The 18,918-nt window shown below is 40.1% G+C and carries 14 protein-coding genes; all 14 read right to left on the bottom strand.

Translation table 11 applies throughout. The annotated features are described in order from the left end of the window. Positions 1-27 precede the first annotated feature (27 nt). Positions 28-678 carry a DsbA family oxidoreductase gene (locus tag BS1321_RS18500; protein WP_063232473.1) on the bottom strand — a complete coding sequence of 217 codons (651 nt, stop codon included), beginning with the start codon at positions 676-678 and terminating at the stop codon, positions 28-30. 277 nt (positions 679-955) lie between these two features. Beyond that, positions 956-3,991 (bottom strand): efflux RND transporter permease subunit, encoded by a 3,036-nt coding sequence (locus tag BS1321_RS18495; RefSeq protein WP_063232472.1) that lies wholly within the window; start codon positions 3,989-3,991, stop codon positions 956-958. Positions 3,992-4,544: 553 nt separating this feature from the next. Next, positions 4,545-5,243, bottom strand: a complete 699-nt coding sequence (locus tag BS1321_RS18490; protein WP_063232471.1) for a polysaccharide deacetylase family protein — start codon at positions 5,241-5,243, stop codon at positions 4,545-4,547. 145 nt (positions 5,244-5,388) lie between these two features. Then, positions 5,389-7,980, bottom strand: a complete 2,592-nt coding sequence (locus BS1321_RS18485) for a polynucleotide kinase-phosphatase (protein WP_063232470.1) — start codon at positions 7,978-7,980, stop codon at positions 5,389-5,391. A 2-nt stretch (positions 7,981-7,982) separates the two neighbouring features. Continuing rightward, positions 7,983-9,329 carry a 3' terminal RNA ribose 2'-O-methyltransferase Hen1 gene (locus BS1321_RS18480; protein WP_063232469.1) on the bottom strand — a complete coding sequence of 449 codons (1,347 nt, stop codon included), beginning with the start codon at positions 9,327-9,329 and terminating at the stop codon, positions 7,983-7,985. Positions 9,330-9,744: 415 nt separating this feature from the next. Continuing rightward, positions 9,745-10,194 carry an ASCH domain-containing protein gene (locus BS1321_RS18475; RefSeq protein WP_063232468.1) on the bottom strand — a complete coding sequence of 150 codons (450 nt, stop codon included), beginning with the start codon at positions 10,192-10,194 and terminating at the stop codon, positions 9,745-9,747. Positions 10,195-10,238: 44 nt separating this feature from the next. Continuing rightward, positions 10,239-10,709, bottom strand: coding sequence for a VOC family protein (locus tag BS1321_RS18470; RefSeq protein ID WP_063232467.1), 471 nt, complete (start codon positions 10,707-10,709; stop codon positions 10,239-10,241). Positions 10,710-10,775: 66 nt separating this feature from the next. Next, complete coding sequence (locus BS1321_RS18465; protein WP_063232466.1) at positions 10,776-11,099, bottom strand: hypothetical protein; 324 nt, start codon at positions 11,097-11,099, stop codon at positions 10,776-10,778. Positions 11,100-11,221: 122 nt separating this feature from the next. After that, positions 11,222-11,674 carry a GNAT family N-acetyltransferase gene (locus BS1321_RS18460; RefSeq protein WP_063232465.1) on the bottom strand — a complete coding sequence of 151 codons (453 nt, stop codon included), beginning with the start codon at positions 11,672-11,674 and terminating at the stop codon, positions 11,222-11,224. 155 nt (positions 11,675-11,829) lie between these two features. Continuing rightward, positions 11,830-13,311: a galactarate dehydratase gene (gene garD / locus BS1321_RS18455; RefSeq protein ID WP_063232858.1), complete on the bottom strand. Its 1,482-nt coding sequence runs from the start codon at positions 13,309-13,311 to the stop codon at positions 11,830-11,832. Positions 13,312-13,513: 202 nt separating this feature from the next. Further along, positions 13,514-14,833: an MFS transporter gene (locus BS1321_RS18450; protein WP_169803972.1), complete on the bottom strand. Its 1,320-nt coding sequence runs from the start codon at positions 14,831-14,833 to the stop codon at positions 13,514-13,516. Between the two features lie 211 nt (positions 14,834-15,044). Further along, positions 15,045-16,394, bottom strand: a complete 1,350-nt coding sequence (locus tag BS1321_RS18445) for a glucarate dehydratase family protein (RefSeq protein ID WP_063232464.1) — start codon at positions 16,392-16,394, stop codon at positions 15,045-15,047. 88 nt (positions 16,395-16,482) lie between these two features. Beyond that, positions 16,483-17,946, bottom strand: coding sequence for an alpha-ketoglutaric semialdehyde dehydrogenase GucD (gucD, locus tag BS1321_RS18440; RefSeq protein ID WP_063232463.1), 1,464 nt, complete (start codon positions 17,944-17,946; stop codon positions 16,483-16,485). A gap of 17 nt (positions 17,947-17,963) precedes the next feature. After that, complete coding sequence (gene kdgD, locus BS1321_RS18435) at positions 17,964-18,896, bottom strand: 5-dehydro-4-deoxyglucarate dehydratase (RefSeq protein ID WP_063232462.1); 933 nt, start codon at positions 18,894-18,896, stop codon at positions 17,964-17,966. Positions 18,897-18,918: the final 22 nt, after the last annotated feature.

The following is an 18,918-nucleotide window of genomic DNA, read 5'->3' as shown; positions in this document are numbered from 1 at the left end:
AATTTTATTTAATAACTCAAAAGGCTTTTAGCAATTCCCCTTACCATCACATTGCAGGCCATCAAATTCATTCTGTTTATTTTTTGCTTCTTCCTTCTCGATGACTTGCGCTAACCTTTCTTTGCTGGCTAGTCCTTGAATGACTTCATCACCAATAATAAACGTCGGAACAGCCCTGATATCTGCTTCTTCATAAGCATGTTTTAGTGCTTCTTGGTGCACTTCCCGATACTTTCGTGACACTAACGCTTCTCTAAATGCATCAACAGGAAGTTCAACTTCACCCGCTAATTTTGTCAATACTTCAATATCTTCAATATTTTGTTCCTCTTGAAAAAACGCTGTAAATACTCTGTGGTGGAACTCGTTCCCTTTTCCGTGCTCCTTTGCAAAATGGCACCCTTCGAACGCCAAATGTGTATATGGATGCGGGGAAACACGTGGTAAACGCATATCAACCCCTAGCTTTTTCGCAGCAGGAAGAATATAAGAATCCCATGAATTCAACTTATCGGGTTCTTTCCATGGATCAATTTTGGAATAGGGACTCGGACGCAATTCAAATGGCATCCATTCCACTTCTACATCCTTTTCCTTCACGATTTCGTCCAAAGGACCTTTACCTAAAAAACAAAATGGACATATAAAATCAGAATACGCTTTAATTTTCACTGTCATAATATATTCCCTCACTTTTCATCATTAGTTCAACTTGTAACCAAAATAGTTACAACACAGAACAAAAAAATATTAATATAAGAACATTGTATTTAGTAACTACACAGTCAATTGCTTCCTGTGATTGTTTCATCACCTACTGTAATCATTTTAGTTACAGGACAAAGGAAAGTCAACCATTATTTTAAAAAACTATTAAAAGCATGTACTATTTTACAGAAAAAAAAGGTTTGTAAAGAAAGCGTTGCTTTCTCTACAAACCTTTTATTAAGCACCATTACATCTCGATTTGTTCGTTAACGGGTTCTCTCTTTTTCTTTCTCTGTTTTTTCGATTTTTTATAGTACAGCAATTCATATATACATGGAATGACGATAAGTGTGAGCAGTGTAGAAACAGCTAGCCCGCCAATGACAACGATCGCTAAACTTTGTGAAACCAAGCTTCCTGTCTCCGCTTTTTTATATAAAAGTGGCAGCATGGCACAAATCGTTGCTACAGCCGTCATTATGATTGGACGGAATCTTGTAGCTGTCGCTTCGACGATCGCATCACGGATGATCATTTTTTCTTCGTTTTGTTTGACTCGATCCAGAAGCACAATCGCGTTTGTCACAACAATTCCAATTAACATGAGAGCACCCAGCAGTGCTGTAATATCCACTGGAATTCGACTGATAACCAATCCTAATACCGCTCCAATAGCAGCGAATGGCAAGGAAAATAGAATGGCGATCGGTGCTTTGATCGATTTAAATGTTATAACCATGATTAAAAAGACAATACCGATCGATATTAACATCGTAAGGAACAAATCGGAAAAATCATCTGTCTGCTGAGCACTCGCTCCCCCGACTAAAATTTCTACATCATTCGGAATATCAAGACCTTTGTTCTCCTTATCTCCAAATATCTCAAGATTTATTTTACTTGCAACATCGGAAAGCTTAGTCGGATCGACTGTTGCAGTTAGTTGAAGATACGTTTCTCCATCTTTATGGAACTGTGTTGTTGCACTCTCTTCGCTCTTTAAAGAAGCAACCTTTGACACTGGTGCTAGACCGCCATCTGTCATAATCGGAATGCTTTTTAAATCCTCTGGTTTTTTGGGATCTAAGATTGGTTCAAGGACGACAGGTGTCTGCTTATCCTGTAAAGTTATATTGCCGATAGGAGTTTTATTAAGCATGATACCTAATTGTTGACCTATTTGTTCTGTATTGCCTTTAGCTGGATCTACCTTGAATGAATAAATCGTTTTCTTTTCGTCTTGGTTCGTTGTAACATCTTCAATTCCTTTAATATCCTGAATTCCTTCTTTGACCTTATTGGCCGTCTGTTCCAAATCTTCAACATTACTGCCAATCACATCTATCGTAATGTTCGTCTTTGATGCCCCCATCATAAATGAGGAAGCGGTGGCCGTAAGCTTCGCATCAGGATAGTTTTCTTGTTCCTTTTCCACCTTTTTCAGGATTGAATCCACATTTGTTTTATCCTTCACCAGGATGCCGAAAGTAGCTTCAGTGGGTGATGTGACTGCGCCATATTGTGCTGTCTCGGCAGAGTTTCCTAATTGCATGAAAATATTATCCGCTTCACTCATACCCTGCATCGTTTCTTCGAGTTCAATCGCTTTTTCCTTTACTTTCTCATAAGGCTGATCATTTGGATAAGTTAAGGTCACGGAGACATAGTCTGCTGAAGAATTATCAATCGCCCCTTTTGGCATGGCAAAATATGTACCAATGGAACCGACAAACAGCAGCATAGCAACAATCAAGACAACCCATTTATGGTTTAGTGACCAAGTAACCAGCTTGGTAAAACGCTTGGCCGGTCGATGTTTTGGCAGCTCCGTCCTTTTCAGCAATCCTGCACTCATTAATGGAACAACCGTCAATGCCACAATTAAAGAGGCCAGCAAAGAATAAGTGACAGTCAAAGCGAAAGGAAGAAGAAACTCTTGTAGCCCTCCATTCAATAAAGCAACCGGCAAGAAAACTGCTACAGTAGTAAGGGTTGAAGCTGTTATCGCCACTCCCACCTCTTTAGTAGCATCCATCACCATTTCGATTGAAATCTTCTCCTGCTGCATTTTCCGGAAAATATTTTCAATAACAACAATACTATCGTCCACTAAGCGACCGATCGCAACAGCGACACCGCCCAGCGTCAAAATATTCAGCGTCACTCCCGACAATGACAGCAAAAATAACGTAAAGCCAAGAGATAACGGTATGGATACGATCGTAATGAATGTAGATCGTACATTCCGTAAAAAGACCATGATTACAATAGTAGCGAATAGCGCACCGAGCAGAACTTCTTTTACCATCGTCTGAACGGAAGTCTCCACCATATCAGCTGTAGATAAATAAATGGTCGATTTCTGGTCACTATACTTTTCATTAATTTCTTTTGCTACTTTTTCAACCTCTTTACTGATTGTTACAGCATTTGATTGACTGTCCTTGATAATGCTTAAATCAATGCTTTCCTTTCCGTTAAAACGACTGATGAGGTTACCATCCTTCGCTTCTTCAACTTTTGCTATTTCTCCAAGTGTGACATTTGGAGTGACCTTTAACGCTTTTAATTTTTCAATACTTGTTAAATCCCCGATAACCTTGATGTTACTTGCCTTCCCATCAATCACTTTTTCGCCTACGGCCAGAGCTGCATTCTGACCGTTAAGAACGCTCATGATATCTTGAATGGAGACTTTCTTTTTAGCCAATTCTTCATTATCCACTTTGACTGAAAGAATGGATTGGGAAACTCCAAATGTCTGTACATCCGAAACCCCTTTAATATCTTTATACAGAGGTTCTAATTCTTTCTTGGTAAAGTCTATATTTTCAGCTGTTAATCCATCCTTAAAAGTAACAGCTACAAATGAGATGGGAATCATTGATGTATTTAACTGTGTAACAGTTGGCTTTGCCATGCTTTGTGGCAGCGCTACACTGCCAAGAGCCTCTTGAACATCAAGTTTCGCTTGTTTCATATCCGATCCGGCTTCAAAGAATAGATCTACTTTTGAAAATCCATCTCCAGTGGTGGAGTATATTGAACTCTTTCCTTTAACTCCCGTAACTGCTCTTTCAATCGGATCTGTAACTTGTGTTTCCATCGTTTTCGAATCAGTGCCCTGCCCCATTGTGATAATCGTAACTTGTGGATTATCAGCAGATGGTAAAAATTCCATCGGCAGTTTAAAATAACTGACAACTCCTATCAACAAAATAAATATGGTTACCAATGAAACGGCAGCCTTGTTCTTAAACGCCCACTTAGTAAAAAACTCCACGTACATATCACCCCTGATTATAATTTATAAGAAAATATTCCCATTTAAAATCTTACCATATATTACTAATAGTGGATTGTTAATTTTTTATTGATTTTTAATTTTTTTTATGTCTTAGCTTCAAAGAACTTTTTCCACAAAAAAAAAGGCTGCGCAGCAGCCTCAAAGAAACAAACTCGATTATTTATATCCTTTGAAAAAAAGCATAACGATAGCCAAGACCATTACCCCGATAAGTAATAACGGGCCGATGCCCGAGCTATACACGAAGTATACCGTGATGTGACGAAAAATGAGCACGACTAGAAACAGGAATAACAAGAAACACAACAAGATGATCAGAGCGGTATTTTTATTCCGATACAAGTAACCAGCCCCATTTTAATAGCTATATTTACACTATGGAAAAATTCATACGATGCATGCCCTTACAAGAACATTCCGTTAAGAAACAATATGCAGCCCATGTTTTGTACTATTCTCTATCTCATATAAAAAAGGGTTGCCACGGCAACCCGATTCTTTGAATATGGTTCGGACGGTATAAATGAAACTACATTTCTTGAAGTTCATTGACCGTTACAAACCTATAGCCTTCGTTCGTTAACTCTTGTAAGATCCCTTCAATCGCTTGAAGTTCTTTACCCGTATCATCATACATCGGATGCATCAGGATGATCGAACCTGGTTTAATATTATCCTTCACATACTTCACTTTGTCAGAAGCGGAAGTGTAATAGCTATCTGGTTCCAGATTCCAGGTAATGGTCTCTCTATCATTTTTATTTAAATAATAAGGCAGCCCTAAGATTTTTTTCCCATTTGGTGGCCGAACGTCAATTTCACCCTTATATCCGGAGTTCTGAATTAATATATCCGTTTTCTCGATTTCCGCCTTGATAAAGGAGGGAGATTTAAACACCATTCGCCTGTGGGAATACGTATGATTCCCAATCTGATGTCCTGCTTCCGATATTTTTCCAGCTTCCTCTGGATACTTTTCAATTTCGTTACCAATCAGAAAGAATGTAGCTTTTACATCGTATTTATCCAATATCGGAAGGATCTCATTTACATTCTTCGATGGGCCATCATCAAATGTCAAAGCGACCACTTTTTCATTCGACTCGACATTATCCGTTAATCCTCCGAATACCTGATATGTTCTCGAATTCATTAATTTATATGTACCAATCAATAGCAGGAAAACAACGAGGATTCCCAATCCAATGAATATCAGTTTCTTTTTCATGGCAAATACCTATCTTTCTATAAGTTTTTTAATCCAATGACCTATTATAGCAAATCACTGAACGTTTCAACTTTATATTTAATGCCTCAGACCTTCTTCAAAAAGAAATGAGGTTGCCGGAGCAACCCCATTTTAAACTAACCTCTTACAATCTGGGATCTACAGGATCTGATTCCATGGCCAAGGTTCCCAAAACACATTCGTGTACTCGCTCGATCGATTCGCCTTTTACATATCTTTGAATGCCTTCGATTCCCAGGGAGAATTCTCTCAGTGCCAGTTTTTGCTTTTTGCCTGTATTCCTGTTTTTCAGTCTCTCAAGATTTTCCGGAAGCAAATAGTCCATTCCATAAATGATGTTTAGGTACTTCCTTCCCCTTACTTTTATGGCTGGCTGCAAAAGCTTGCCTTTATTTCTTGCGATGAAAAATTCCGGCTTGATTACAATGCCTTCATGGCCTTCACTGGTGATATCCTCCCACCATTTAATGACCTCTTCTTCACTTGCTTCATCCGAAATCACTTTATATTCGGTTTCCACAAATAAATGGGAACACTTTGCAAAATTGCGGTTCATCTCCATATGCCATGTATGGGGCTTATCGAAGAAGGTATCCTCACTATGGGCAAGCACATGGAATGGTGCGATTTGAATGGAATTCAAATCTTCAATTTCCCAGCAGTATTTTTGAAAGACTTCTTTGAAAGTATGAGCATTTTCCAGTTTCAGCTCATATTCTTCCAGCCATCCTTTTAAATCGGCATTTTCATAGACCGCTTTCTCGATTTTTTCCTTTAGCATCGTTCGGTCAAGAATTGCATTTTCGGCTACATGGGCATATTGACTGCTGATGAGCTCTTTTGCCTTCAGGTTCCATGGCATGATTTCAGCGTCTAGAAGGACATAATCCGTCTCGTATCTATCAAAATAGCCGCTCTCATTTAAATCTTGATTGATTTTCAAGATAAGTTTTTCTTCCGTCTTTACGTCGAAGAAACGTCTGCCCGTTCTTGTATGGATAACCCCCAATGATTCAAAACCGGTATGTTTTTTAGATGCTTCAGTATCCCGGAATAGAAAAAGGATGGCCCGGCTTCCCATATGTTTCTTTTCAGCAATCATGGTCTGGATTCCCTGGCTTCTGTAATAGTCGATGGCCTCTCTTGGATGTTCCAGATAGTTTGCCGATGAAGAGGGACTCGGTGTCGGGCTCATGGTTGGCGGGATATAGATTAATTGTTCAATCGGTATCGTAAAGTGTGATATCTTATCGATTGCAGGTTTTACAATATCCTTTTGGACCTTTACCTCGCCCATTTTCTCTGTCAATACTGAATAACCATTGATGAATTTACCGATATTCGGCGGATTCAGCCGGTTTTTCTCCCATTCTTTCAATGGGGTGTCATCGTCACCGGAATGATTTTGACTCGCCTGTACGGAAATGACCTCCCTTTCCGGATAGCGGAAAGCGGTCAGTGCTCCGCCAAAGACGGCACCTTGATCAATATTAATGGTATTGTTGATCAATAACGGCTGCGGCTTGGGATCGTGTCCCCAGACAATAAGCGTGCTTTTCTTATGGGAAATATACCAATCTTTACGCACTGGCTTTCCTCTTTCATCAAAACCATCCGTATCACCATAACGGCAGAAGTCACTTATGGCTTCAGATTGTTTCCCGATGAATGCGTCTTTGATTCCGGCATGCACACAAATCAAGGTTTGTACACCATTCTTGGTGAACACGTAATGCGAAGGGGCGTGCAGGAGAAACTCTTTAAGCTTGTTTTTCGTTTCCGCCGCTTTTTCCCTGCCATGTTCCTCTTCATATCTTTTAAATTCTTCTTCAACTTTTTCATCGCCATGGTTTAAAGTGACGCCTCTCCCATCCAACCATCTGGCAATCTTCCATCCATGATTACTGTCAATCATATAGGCAACGCCCTTTTGAACATGTTCATGGAAAAAGAGCATGGTTTTAAGCGACTCCGGCCCCCTGCTCATGACATCTCCTACTGAAACGAACTTTCGTCCTTCGGGATGCAGATAAAGACCTTCCTGATTTTTTTGATAGCCTAGCTTCTCAAGAATGAGGATCAACTCTTCATGGCAGCCATGAATATCCCCGATGATATCGATTCCGTGCCCGATGTCTTTTTCAAGAGGATTCGTACCTCTGCTAACCTGGAGGTTGTCCGTTTCCTTTATCGTGTAAACCGATGCATAGCCTTCTTTTTTCAGGTATCGCTTTTCCCTTTTGAATGTCTGGCATTGCTGTCTGATCCTTCTTTTTCCCCTTGGATGTTCTCTTCGTTCATCCCTTGCAAGCAGTTCATCTTCAGCGATATCCAGCACAATCGATTGAATTTGAACATTATTATTTTTGGCTAAAGTGATATATCTTTTCCGATCATCAGGGTGAAGATTGGTCGCATCGATAATGGTCAATTTATTTAAACGGCATCTTGCTTCAATGACGGATTCCATCATTGAAAAGGCTTCACCTGATATGGTTTGGTATTCATCCATCAAACTGTCACTTTCATCTTTTGGTCTGTCATGCCAATCAATGAACTCCACATCACTTACCATTATCCTAAAGTCATCTGAACTTATGACCTCCGAAGGTAATATCTCTTCTTTTTCAATCATCCTTTTTAATAAGGTTGACTTACCGCTGTTTGATGGTCCAATCAGCAAGACAATCCCTGCGTATGGCAATACGATATTCATATTCAGTCCTCCTTCCTTTCGAACACGCACATTTGTGTCGGAAAGCCTTGTGTGGCATGCTCTTCACCAATTCCTTCGAAGCGAAGATCATAGAAACCGTCATGATTTCGCGAAGTGCACCACTGATGAAATTCGGCTCTTGTCCACTCAAACCGATGATCATTGTGCCGAAGGGAATCGTCCATATCATATACCTCGTTATATTCACGGTTTGGCGTTGTGATAATCAAGGCTCTCGGTTGATAATCATGCAATATCGTATCCATTACCTTAGGAAGGCGGTACTCGTCGATATGCTCGATGACCTCACATAAAATGATGACATCCTTATTCTTTAATCTTTCATCATAATAAAAGAGTGAACCCCATAGTGTCTCGGGAACCACGAATTTTTCTTTATCCTTCACTTTATCGAATCGCCCTAGGGCTTTGATGGATGCAGATTCGGATGGCTCGACGGCGAGGATTTCCTTTACGCCCTCAATAAATCCAAGACGTACTGAAAGTTTTCCTTCGCCTGAGCCAAAATCCACCACGCTGCTTGGGTGCATTTGACTTACAGTATCAACGATTTTTTCATAGCGAAGATCATTCAACCGAACCTTTCTTTCTTTTTCGTCTTTCTTCATTTCAGGTTTTTTGTTCTCGACGATGCTGTATACTTCCTTGAATCTAAGCGATTGGCGATAGATAAAGTCACGCATAGGATGATCGTCAAGCCATCCCTCACCATATCTTTCAAGTTTTTCGATTTCCTTTTCATCAATGTAATAATGCTTATAGTTGTCAATGACTGGAATCAATACGAACAAATGCCTTAACCCATCCTGCAGTGTCTTCATCCCTTTCAAGGAAATAGTTCTTGCCGAACTCCTATCCTTAATATCGAAAGAATACTGAATTTCCGGGCGGGTAATTATCACTTCATAACCAATCGGCTCAAATAATTCCCTTAATTGGTTATCGGAAAGAGTAGAAACCACCGGACCAAAATTGAACTGAAATGAAAACGGATGGTTTACCCATTCTAAATGTTCTTCCTTCGGCTGCCCATTCAAAGCTGTTCCCAGTGCTGACCTGATCAATGAACAGAAAATGCTGCTCACCGCAAATTCCCGATCATTTATGTAGTGAGTGATATCGTAGGAATTAGCATTATTTTTCACTAACTCTATGGGATCCGGTGTAACAAAGATTGTTGCCTCCATTTCCGATTCCGTAAACTTACTATAAAAAAGGCGCACTAAATGCCCTTTATGATTTCTTTCATATAAATTATTCGGGTTCTTAGACAATAAATAAGATATCGCTTGCACATTGTCACCCGATGCCTGAATCGTCAACTGCATACGAAACACTCCTTTCAAACACTTCTTTCACTAGTAACATTTAAAAGAACTCATTCTTCGACTTCCAAATTCATTACTTTCTACCTAAAACGTACTAGTCCACCTTATATTACCACAAAAAGAAAATGTGATTTCCGTAATAATTCCATCTTAAAATACAATTGTCCCAAGAGAAGAACCTATTAAAAGAATGGAAGAGTGGGAAAAAAGACTCCAAAAAGAATTAGTGATCATGATGGGGATTTGCTTTGACGAGGGATGATGGTAGACAAGGGCAAGCATTTACATGAAGGCTTATCTTGCCCTTATTAAAATCGAAGGTTATTATACAGTGTTGATCATCCTTTTGAAGAAACCATAACTAGGTAATCTCTATTAAAATACTATTGCTCTCTTCCAATCGAACCGTCTACATTCACTTTACATGTATCAATTCAAAACGCTCACACACAAGCAACATATCTTCCTTAAATGTGTGGCCGATTTTGTCCAGTTCTTCTTTAAAAAAATTTTCATGTGCATCCCACCAGTATGTATATGTTCGATCTCCTTCTCCTTCTGCAATCGCAAACTCTTCACTCACTTCATTCATGGGCAATACTTCGACTTTCACTGTTTGTATGATGGCTAATGGCTCATCCTCACTGCTTAAAATAATGCTGTAATCACCCAGGGATGGTAATGGTTCATTTTCTTCTTCATAAAAAACATACCCAGAGCACGTAGCCGTTTTTTCCCCATCCATCACTAATTGAGCCAAATGATCGGGATCGGCCCCGAATTGCCATGCACTGACTGCCTGGGGTTTTTCTTCGTCTTTCCCCTGCCAAAATTCATTCCAATATAATTCCGCTTTGACATTCATTCTATGATTCTCCCATTCTTATTCTTAAAATTTTCGCCCATTTGTCATTCGTATTTTTCACTTCTATATTCATGTTCCCATTCACTTAAATACATACGATTCGTGATTTTTTTTGGATTCTCCAGTTTACTAATAAACTCCAAACTGTTTCCGTCTGGATCATTAAAGTGAATTTTAGCGTGGGCATATTCCCCGTGCGGCATCACGAAAGGTTCAACTGGTAGAAATCCGAAAGCTTCTCTTGGCGCATAGCCTCTATCTTCAAGCCATGCGACTGAGCTCTTTAGATCTACCAATGATACTTGAAAAGCGATATGCCGTAGGGAGGGATGATACTCAACCTCCACTTTTTCCGTTTCCCAAAGCCCCAACCAACTTTTATCCTTCTCAATCCATAGAAAAGCCAGGCTGTCTTCAACCTTATGATCCAACTGCAAACCAAGCCCTTCATAGAATTCAATGGAACGATTCAAATTACTAACCGGTAAATGTGCTTCATATAAACCTCTTATCATTGAATAATCCCCTTTTAGTCAGATCTATCTCCCCAGAAGCTTCATAACCATCCTGATTCAATCCCTTTATCTTATTGAGCTACGGGGTAATTCTATTTCCCCAATTAACAACAAAGTGATGACGATAACCCAAAATATAAAGAAAGACGAGGAAAAAACCAAAGAAATGATAGAAATCACTTTTTTCTCCGTTTTCTTCAAAATTCCTATGACAGATAGGACGATGCCGGCAATCGTAAGGAAAAATGTTATATAATCACCATTCATGTTCCCGATATTTTCCATTCTAATAGGTGTAATAAAAACAGTAAAAAAGCAAATGATTCCAATGATGAATGAAGTAAAACTAATTACACCGTACCTCTTCTGAATACATGCTTCGGTTTCCATCGAGCTCACCCTTTCATCAGTTTTTAAATCCTATATACATCTATTAATATCTCACAAATAATTTTAACATATAATACCAGACAAGTTGTTGTGCACAAAAAAAAGGGACAAAAGACCGTGAATTAAAGCTTCATTTTCATGCCTTCATGAGTGGCTTTGAATCCTAAACGTTCATAAAAACGCAGTGTTTCTTCCCGCTTTTTATCGGTCGTCAGCTGAATGATATGGCAGCCCCGCTTCCTTGCACGGTCAATCGCATATTGAATCAACTTGCTTCCAATACCTTTCCCTCGTTCTGAAGATGCCGTCCGAACTCCTTCGATCGTAGCTCTCCAACCGCCTTGATGGGTAATATAAGGAGTGAACGTAATTTGCTGCACCCCAACGATTTCCTCACCAAGACATGCTACGATCAATTCATTATTTCCATCTGCATCAATGGATTCAAATGCTTTTAAATAGCTTTCGGGAAGGGGATTTTCATATCGCTCTCTTTCCCTCCCCAATACATCATCCGCAAGCATATGTACTATTTCACTTAAGTCTTTTACTGTCGCATTCCTGAATGTGACCATGCTATCCCTCCTGATATGTACTTAGTATCACCCTTTTTTCGTCATGATGAAAACCAATCGTTCATTAATAACTTCTGCTAATAGTCCGGCGCTCCTCTTTTCTGGAGGAAAAAAAAGGACCCCTATTAAAAGGAAGTCCGTCCAGTAAATCATTATTAGGTAATTGGCGCAGGATTGAACAATGCCAAATCATTATGTAGGCCCCAATGCTCTGCCCAGGTTTTCTTTTTACCGCTGGCCACTTCCAAAATAAGGTGAAATATTTCCCACCCAATATCCTCTATGGTTGCTTCACCAGTAGCGATAGTTCCAGCATTTATATCAATCAGATCTTTCCATTGCTCTGTCAATGTATTTCGTGTAGATACTTTGATGACGGAAGCCATTGCGAGATTATAAGGTGTGCCTCTTCCAGTTGTAAAAACTTGAAGGTGCATACCGGAAGCGAGCTGTAATGTTCCGCAAACAAAGTCACTAGCTGGTGTAGCTGCAAAAATCAGCCCTTTTTCCGTAGCTTTTTCACCTGGAGCCAGTACGCCTGAAATGGGGCTGCCTCCGGATTTTGCAATGGAGCCTAATGATTTTTCCACTACATTGGCCAATCCGCCTTTTTTGTTTCCTGGCGACGGATTGGCACTTCGATCAGCATCACCTAAAGCAAGGTAGTTATCATACCAATCCATTTCCTTTATCAAAGCTCTCCCTACTTCTTCATTCACCGCTCGAGGAGTTAATAGATGAATCGCATCCCGTACTTCTGTGACTTCAGAAAATAGAACGGTTGCCCCTGCTCTAACTAACAGATCTGTAGCATATCCTACTGCAGGGTTAGCTGTCACACCAGAAAATGCATCACTTCCTCCACACTGCGTACCGATGACTAATTCGGAAACCGGAAATGTCTCCCGCTGCCTGCGGTTCAACTTGATTAAACGTTCCTCGGCCATTTCCATAATCGATTGGACCATTCCCGCAAATCCCTGCTGATCCTGAAGTGAAATGATATCTGAATCGTTCCCGCTCGGATTTATTCTCATTGGAGACAGTTTTTCACAACCCAAACCAACTACCAAGGCTTCCCCGCCGAAATTTGGGTGTTTCGCAAGGTTCTGTATTGTGCGAATGGGAATAATTGCTTCCGGTGCATTGATTGCGACTCCGCACCCATAGTTGTGATTTATAGCGACAACATCATCAACATTGGGATACTTCGGGAGAAGCTCTTTTTTTATCCGGTTCACAACGAAATCCAGCACGCCTACTACACATTGAACGCTTGTTGTAATGCCTAATATATTCTTGGTTCCAACACTGCCATCTTCATTGCGGAATCCTTGAAATGTATATCCTTCAAGTGGGGGAAAAGTTTCGGGTATATCATTTGCCACCGGTAATTCCTTTAAATTTGGAGATGCCGGCAGCATCACCAATGACTCGTCAATCCAACTGCCCTTACCGATTGATTCAGCCGCAAAACCGATAACTTCTCCATAGCGTATGATAGCTTCATTCTCGACTATATCCATTAAAGCTACTTTGTGACCTTGTGGTACCCTTTCTTTCAATTCAAGCCCACAAGGGAAAACGGTTCCTTGATCCAAGCCCCCCGTATTAACAACGATGGCGACATTGTCCATCCCATTTACCTTTATATAAAGCGGTACCTCTGTCAGCTGCGTTTTCGTATCCACTTTACCAACCCTTTCAATATAATAAAGCTAGCATATTGCTGATATAGATATATTTTAAAATGGCTTCAATTATATTCCTCATGCTTTTAGGGAACTTTTTTCAAACTTACGTATTTTATTTTTCAAAAGTTTGTTTTATTTTCTTCTCTTAATTTTTATCTATTAATATGATTCTTTCAGGTTTATTTACTATGAAAATGTAAGATAGAGCTCCTACGAACAATACACTAGCAACAAAGATCAGGGCACCGCTAAAGGAATTTGTTTTGGCTAAAATAAAGCCAATGACAAGTGGTGTTACAATACCTGCTATATTCCCAATGGTATTAAAAATACCGCCAGTTAAACCAATAAGTTCTTTTGGTGCCATATCACCGACAAGAGACCATGTAAGACCTGCCAAACCTTTTGCGAAAAAGGCAATGGACATGATTAGGATAAGAAGAAAAATATTTGAAGTGAAGTTAGCTAATACGATCGTGCTGGATAAAAGAAACCCAGTGATGATCGGTGTTTTACGTGCAACAGCGAGCGATTTTCCTTTTTTCAATAATCTGTCGGAAATGATCCCGCCAACGATACCTCCAAAAAATGCTCCTATATAAGGTACCGATGCTGCAAAACCTGTTTGAATTAGAGATAAACCCTTCTCCGTTACGAGATATGTAGGGAACCACGTTAAGAAAAACCAAACAATTGTATTCAACGCATACTGACCAATATAAATTCCGACCATTTGTCTGTTTGACAACAAAAGACGGATATCAGACCAGTTCACTTTTCTTTTTTCTTCTTTATTTGCTAACCCTCCACCTGAATTAATATAATCGATTTCTGCTTGATTTACACGTGGATGGTTGTATGGTTCACGTACAAATGCAAACCATAAAATGGCTACAAAGATACCTAATCCTCCTGCAACAAAGAAAACATCGTGCCAGCCAAACTCTTGTAATATCCATGCCATAACTGGCGTGAAAAGTGCTAATCCAAAATATTGTGCAGAGTTATAAATCGATACCGCCCGTCCGCGTTCATGTTGTGGAAACCACATCGTCGTCAATCTGCTATTCCCTGGAAAAGATGGGGCTTCAGTAATACCAACCAAGAATCTTAAAATGAATAATCCAAGTAAGGTGCTGATAAATCCTTGAAAAAAGGTAAATGTGGACCATAATAATAAAGCAACACCATAAACTTTACGTGCTCCATATCTATCTAATAACCAACCTCCTGGAATGTTAAATGCAGTATATGCCCAGTTAAAGGCTGAAAAAGCAACACCTAATTTCACTGCATCGAAAGCAAGGTCTTCTTTCATTACTGGAGCAGCTATACCCAAAGCAGAACGGTCAATATAATTAATGACGGTCACGATAAATAACATTGCAAGTATGGTAAAACGCACATTGGTTTTTTTAGGATGTTCAGTCTCATTGCTGATGCGTTGAGCACCGCTACTGTTCATAAGCTTCCTCCTTTTTCTCTTGATTTTCAGAAAAATGGTTTCAGTTTAATAGCTTTTATTTTTTCTCAATGAATTGTAATAAAGTAAGGGCTTACAATTCATGTATTTTTAGCAACTACCATGAGTAGAATGTTAATATTTTCATCATTAATAGATTGAGATATTCATTCTTTTACTCATGGTAATTACCCAGTCATTTAAATCGAAAAGTTTATCTCACCATACATGGTTTTTTAGAGTTATATTTCCACTCTTTAATTAGATACTGCATAGAAGTTGAATCATCACGGTCATGATATGGCAGACTGCGATATAATTCATTTGCTTTCATCACTTTATCCATATTTATTTCTACACCTAAACCTGGTTTATCAGGCAGTTTAATCATTCCATCTATAATTTGTAATGGATCATCACATAATTCTTGACCATCTTGCCAAATATAGTGTGTATCGATTGGTGAAATATTTCCTGGCGCAGCAGCTGCTACTTGTGTAAATGCTGCTAATGTAATATCAAAGTGGTTATTGGAATGCGACCCCCATGTTAAGCCCCAATCGTTTAATACATGTGCCATACGAATACTGCCATTCAATGTCCAGAAATGAGGGTCAGCTAACACGATATCCACTGCTCTAAGTGCTGCTGCATGATGGAATTGACGCCAATTTGTTGCAATCATATTTGTAGCAACAGGTAGTCCAGTTGCAATCTTAAATTCAGCCATTATTTCACGGCTAGAGAATCCCGCTTCAGGACCACAAGGATCTTCAATATAAGCAAGTATATCTCCTTTATCTTTGCAAAGCTTAATGGCTTCTTCTAATGACCATGCTCCATTTGGATCAAGATTAATTCTTGAATCAGGGAATACTTCATGTAAAGCTTGAATCGCTTCCATTTCTTCTTCTCCACGAAGTACTCCACCTTTTAATTTGAAGCTCTTAAATCCATAACGATCTTCAGCTGCTTTTGCTTGAGCAACAATTCCTTCAGCTGTTAATGTTTCAATTCGTCTAACACGATCCCAATCATCCTTAAATTGTGTTTCACGTAAATAATGAAGATCGCATTTTTCCATATCTGCGATATAGAATAAATATCCTAAGAAAGGAACTTCTGTACGTTGAATACCTCCATCGCCAAGTAATGCTGCAATTGGTTTATTAACAAATTTACCAAGCAAGTCCATCATGGCGCATTCAACAGCTGCTTCTGCTTGAACAACAAATTTTAAATTGGCTAAGTTTAATCCTTGTAACCCTTCACCAGAGTCACCTTTTATACTCAAACCACCTTTACGTATTGAAGTAATACAACCTCTATAATTGGCAATCTCTTGTCCTACCACAAATGGACGATAACTTTCTATCATTCTAGTAATATCATCGCCGCCATGAATCTCACCGATACCTGTATTCCCCGTTTCATCTTCTAAAATAACAATATTGCGAGTAAAATAAGGAGCATGACAGCCACTTAGTGTGAGTAGGGCACTATCATAGCCTGCTACTGGAATAACCTTCATATCTGTAATAATTGGCGATCCCTGCGATTTCATTATTTAACTTCCTTCCAGATTTATTAACTTTATAAGCTCTTTAATCATTAATTCGAAAGCGTTATCTATTGATCGCATTCACATTATATTATTTTACAAACACCGTTTTAATGGATGTAAAAAACTCTTTTGCTGCTTCTCCTTGTTCCCTGGAGTGGGAGCTGGAATTTTTCATGCCGCCAAATGGCGCCTGTAATTCAACGCCTGCGCTCTCGGCGTTAACCCTAATCAATCCCGCTTCCATATCGTTAACAAATGAAAGCAAATGTTTGATATTGGCGGTGAAAATCGAAGCACTAAGGCCGTATTCCACGCTGTTCGCAAGTTGCAGGGCTTCTTCAACTGAATCAGCTTTCAATAAAGCGATCACCGGACCAAAAATTTCTTCCTGTACAATTGTCATATCTGACGTGCAGTTATCAAAGATCGTAGGCTCTACATAAAAACCATTTGCCTGAGGGCCTTCTTCAGCACGCTTTCCGCCAATTAGAAGTGTAGCGCCTTCCTCCACTCCTTTTTCGATATAGGAAAGAACCGTATTTAATTGATTTTCGCTAGCACATGGTCCCATCCATGTCCCGCTGTCCAATCCATCCCCGATGGAAATGCCTTTCGTTTCTTTCACCAGCAACCCCTTGAACTCTTCATAAACTTCAGCCGCAACGATGACACGGCTTGTCGCGGTACATTTTTGCCCCGTTGAACGAAACGCACCTGTAATGACTGCTTCTACAGCCAGATTAAGATCCGCATCCGCTGCAACGATTACCGGGTTTTTCCCGCCCATTTCAAGCTGGTATTTCGCTCCACGTGCTAACGCCGCTTGTCCAATCCTTTTTCCAACGCCGTTTGAGCCAGTGAAGGTAATGCCGTTTACATCTTCGTGATCGGCGATTCCCTGCCCTATGACACTGCCCGGCCCTGTGACCATATTGATTACCCCCGCCGGTAAACCAGCTTCTTCAAAACACTCCATGATCTTCGCACAGGTGATGGCCGTCTCGGTGGCTGGCTTGACCACAATCGTATTCCCATATACGAGAGCAGGAGCCATCTTCCAGATTGGGATGGCGATTGGGAAATTCCAAGGTGTTATGACGCCCACTACACCAAGCGGGACGCGCGTAGTAAACATAAGCGCTGAACTGTCGGTGGATGGAATGACATCCCCCACTTTACGCATTCCTTCTCCTGCATAGTATTTCAGGATCGCAATGCCGCGTGCCGTTTCCCCTTTTGTTTCAGCAAATGTCTTTCCCATTTCCCGTGTTGCACATTCTGCGATTTCATCAATCCGCTTTTCAAGAATATGCGCTACTTTATAAAGATACTCCCCACGCTCTGAACCAGCTAGTTTGCGCCATTTTTCTTTTGCCTTTTTCGCAGCTTCCACAGCCAGGTTCAAGTCATCCTTTGTAGATTTCTGTACATATCCGACAATTGCCTGTTTATCTGCCGGGTTTAAACTTTTTTCGACTTCATTTGAAATAGAAGCAACCCATTCACCGTTAATATAGTTAAGATACGTTTTTGTTTGAACTGTAGTTATCATATATAATCCCACCCTTATTAGATTGATTGAATTGATGTTTCTTTTGGAAAACGATCTAAAGCATGCTCTAATATCGTTTGCATTTCTGCATAATGTTCTTTTTCAACCGGAAGTATTGGTAATCTGACTGTTTGCCCAACCGGCATTCCCATAATCTCCATACCTGCTTTAATGAGAGAGACGGCATATCCTTTTCTCTGACGGCGAATGTTGTTGATTGGCATAATGACCTGTTGGTAAATTTCATTGACCGTTTCTTGATCCCCACTCAAAATGCCATTATAGAATTTCCGTGAGATGTGCGGGATGTAATTTGATATCGCAGATGAATATGAGTCAAAGCCAAGTGGAACGTAGGCCGACATGGTAACTTCAGCAAGCGGCATTCCGTTCAGCCAGCCGAAACGTTTTCCGAAGGTTTGTGTTAGGAGTCCATTCAACTCCATATTGCCTAGACCGTCTTTGACGCCGACCACCTGTGGGACCTCTGCGAGCGCTTCCAAAGTTGAAATTGAAAGTGACACATTATCACGCTGATATACTATTGAGTTTAAGTCTGTACTTTCTGCGATGGCTTTGAAATAAGCCGCCAGACCTGCCTGTTCTCCAGTAACGAGATATGGAGGTAATATTAAATAACCATCTGCCCCTCTATCCGCTGATATTCTTGCAAGTTCCAGGGAAGTTTGAATATTGCCTCCTACCCCTGTGTATACAGGGACTTTTCCAGCCGTAACGGATACGGCTACCTCTACCATCGCTTCATATTCCTCTTTACTTAATGATGGATATTCTGCTGCTGCACATGCAACGAAAATGGCCTCGAGTCCCTCATCTATTAAAAATTGGATATTTTGGGCGAGTGCTTGTTCATCAAGCTTATTACTCGTTGTGAATGGTGCCACGGGAAATCCGAGAATCCCTTTAGGTGCCTTGCGAATTTTATTCATTTTTTATTCCCCCTTGTGTATT

The sequence above is a fragment of the Peribacillus simplex NBRC 15720 = DSM 1321 genome, from assembly GCF_002243645.1.
GTDB lineage: Bacteria > Bacillota > Bacilli > Bacillales > DSM-1321 > Peribacillus > Peribacillus simplex.
Note: the sequence above shows the minus strand (reverse complement) of the source record. Positions and strands in the feature narration are given on the sequence as shown.

Bases quoted from the DNA above. Each gene is read 5' to 3' on its own strand.
- BS1321_RS18470 (WP_063232467.1), bottom strand. From the start codon at position 10,709: ATGATAAGAGGTTTATATGAAGCACATTTACCGGTTAGTAATTTGAAT.
- BS1321_RS18445 (WP_063232464.1), bottom strand. From the start codon at position 16,394: ATGAAATCGCAGGGATCGCCAATTATTACAGATATGAAGGTTATTCCA.
- BS1321_RS18450 (WP_169803972.1), bottom strand. From the start codon at position 14,833: ATGAACAGTAGCGGTGCTCAACGCATCAGCAATGAGACTGAACATCCT.
- gucD (WP_063232463.1), bottom strand. From the start codon at position 17,946: ATGATAACTACAGTTCAAACAAAAACGTATCTTAACTATATTAACGGT.
- BS1321_RS18490 (WP_063232471.1), bottom strand. From the start codon at position 5,243: ATGAAAAAGAAACTGATATTCATTGGATTGGGAATCCTCGTTGTTTTC.
- BS1321_RS18465 (WP_063232466.1), bottom strand. From the start codon at position 11,099: ATGGAAACCGAAGCATGTATTCAGAAGAGGTACGGTGTAATTAGTTTT.
- kdgD (WP_063232462.1), bottom strand. From the start codon at position 18,896: ATGAATAAAATTCGCAAGGCACCTAAAGGGATTCTCGGATTTCCCGTG.
- BS1321_RS18480 (WP_063232469.1), bottom strand. From the start codon at position 9,329: ATGCAGTTGACGATTCAGGCATCGGGTGACAATGTGCAAGCGATATCT.
- BS1321_RS18475 (WP_063232468.1), bottom strand. From the start codon at position 10,194: ATGAATGTCAAAGCGGAATTATATTGGAATGAATTTTGGCAGGGGAAA.
- garD (WP_063232858.1), bottom strand. From the start codon at position 13,311: ATGGACAATGTCGCCATCGTTGTTAATACGGGGGGCTTGGATCAAGGA.
- BS1321_RS18500 (WP_063232473.1), bottom strand. From the start codon at position 678: ATGACAGTGAAAATTAAAGCGTATTCTGATTTTATATGTCCATTTTGT.
- BS1321_RS18485 (WP_063232470.1), bottom strand. From the start codon at position 7,980: ATGAATATCGTATTGCCATACGCAGGGATTGTCTTGCTGATTGGACCA.
- BS1321_RS18460 (WP_063232465.1), bottom strand. From the start codon at position 11,674: ATGGTCACATTCAGGAATGCGACAGTAAAAGACTTAAGTGAAATAGTA.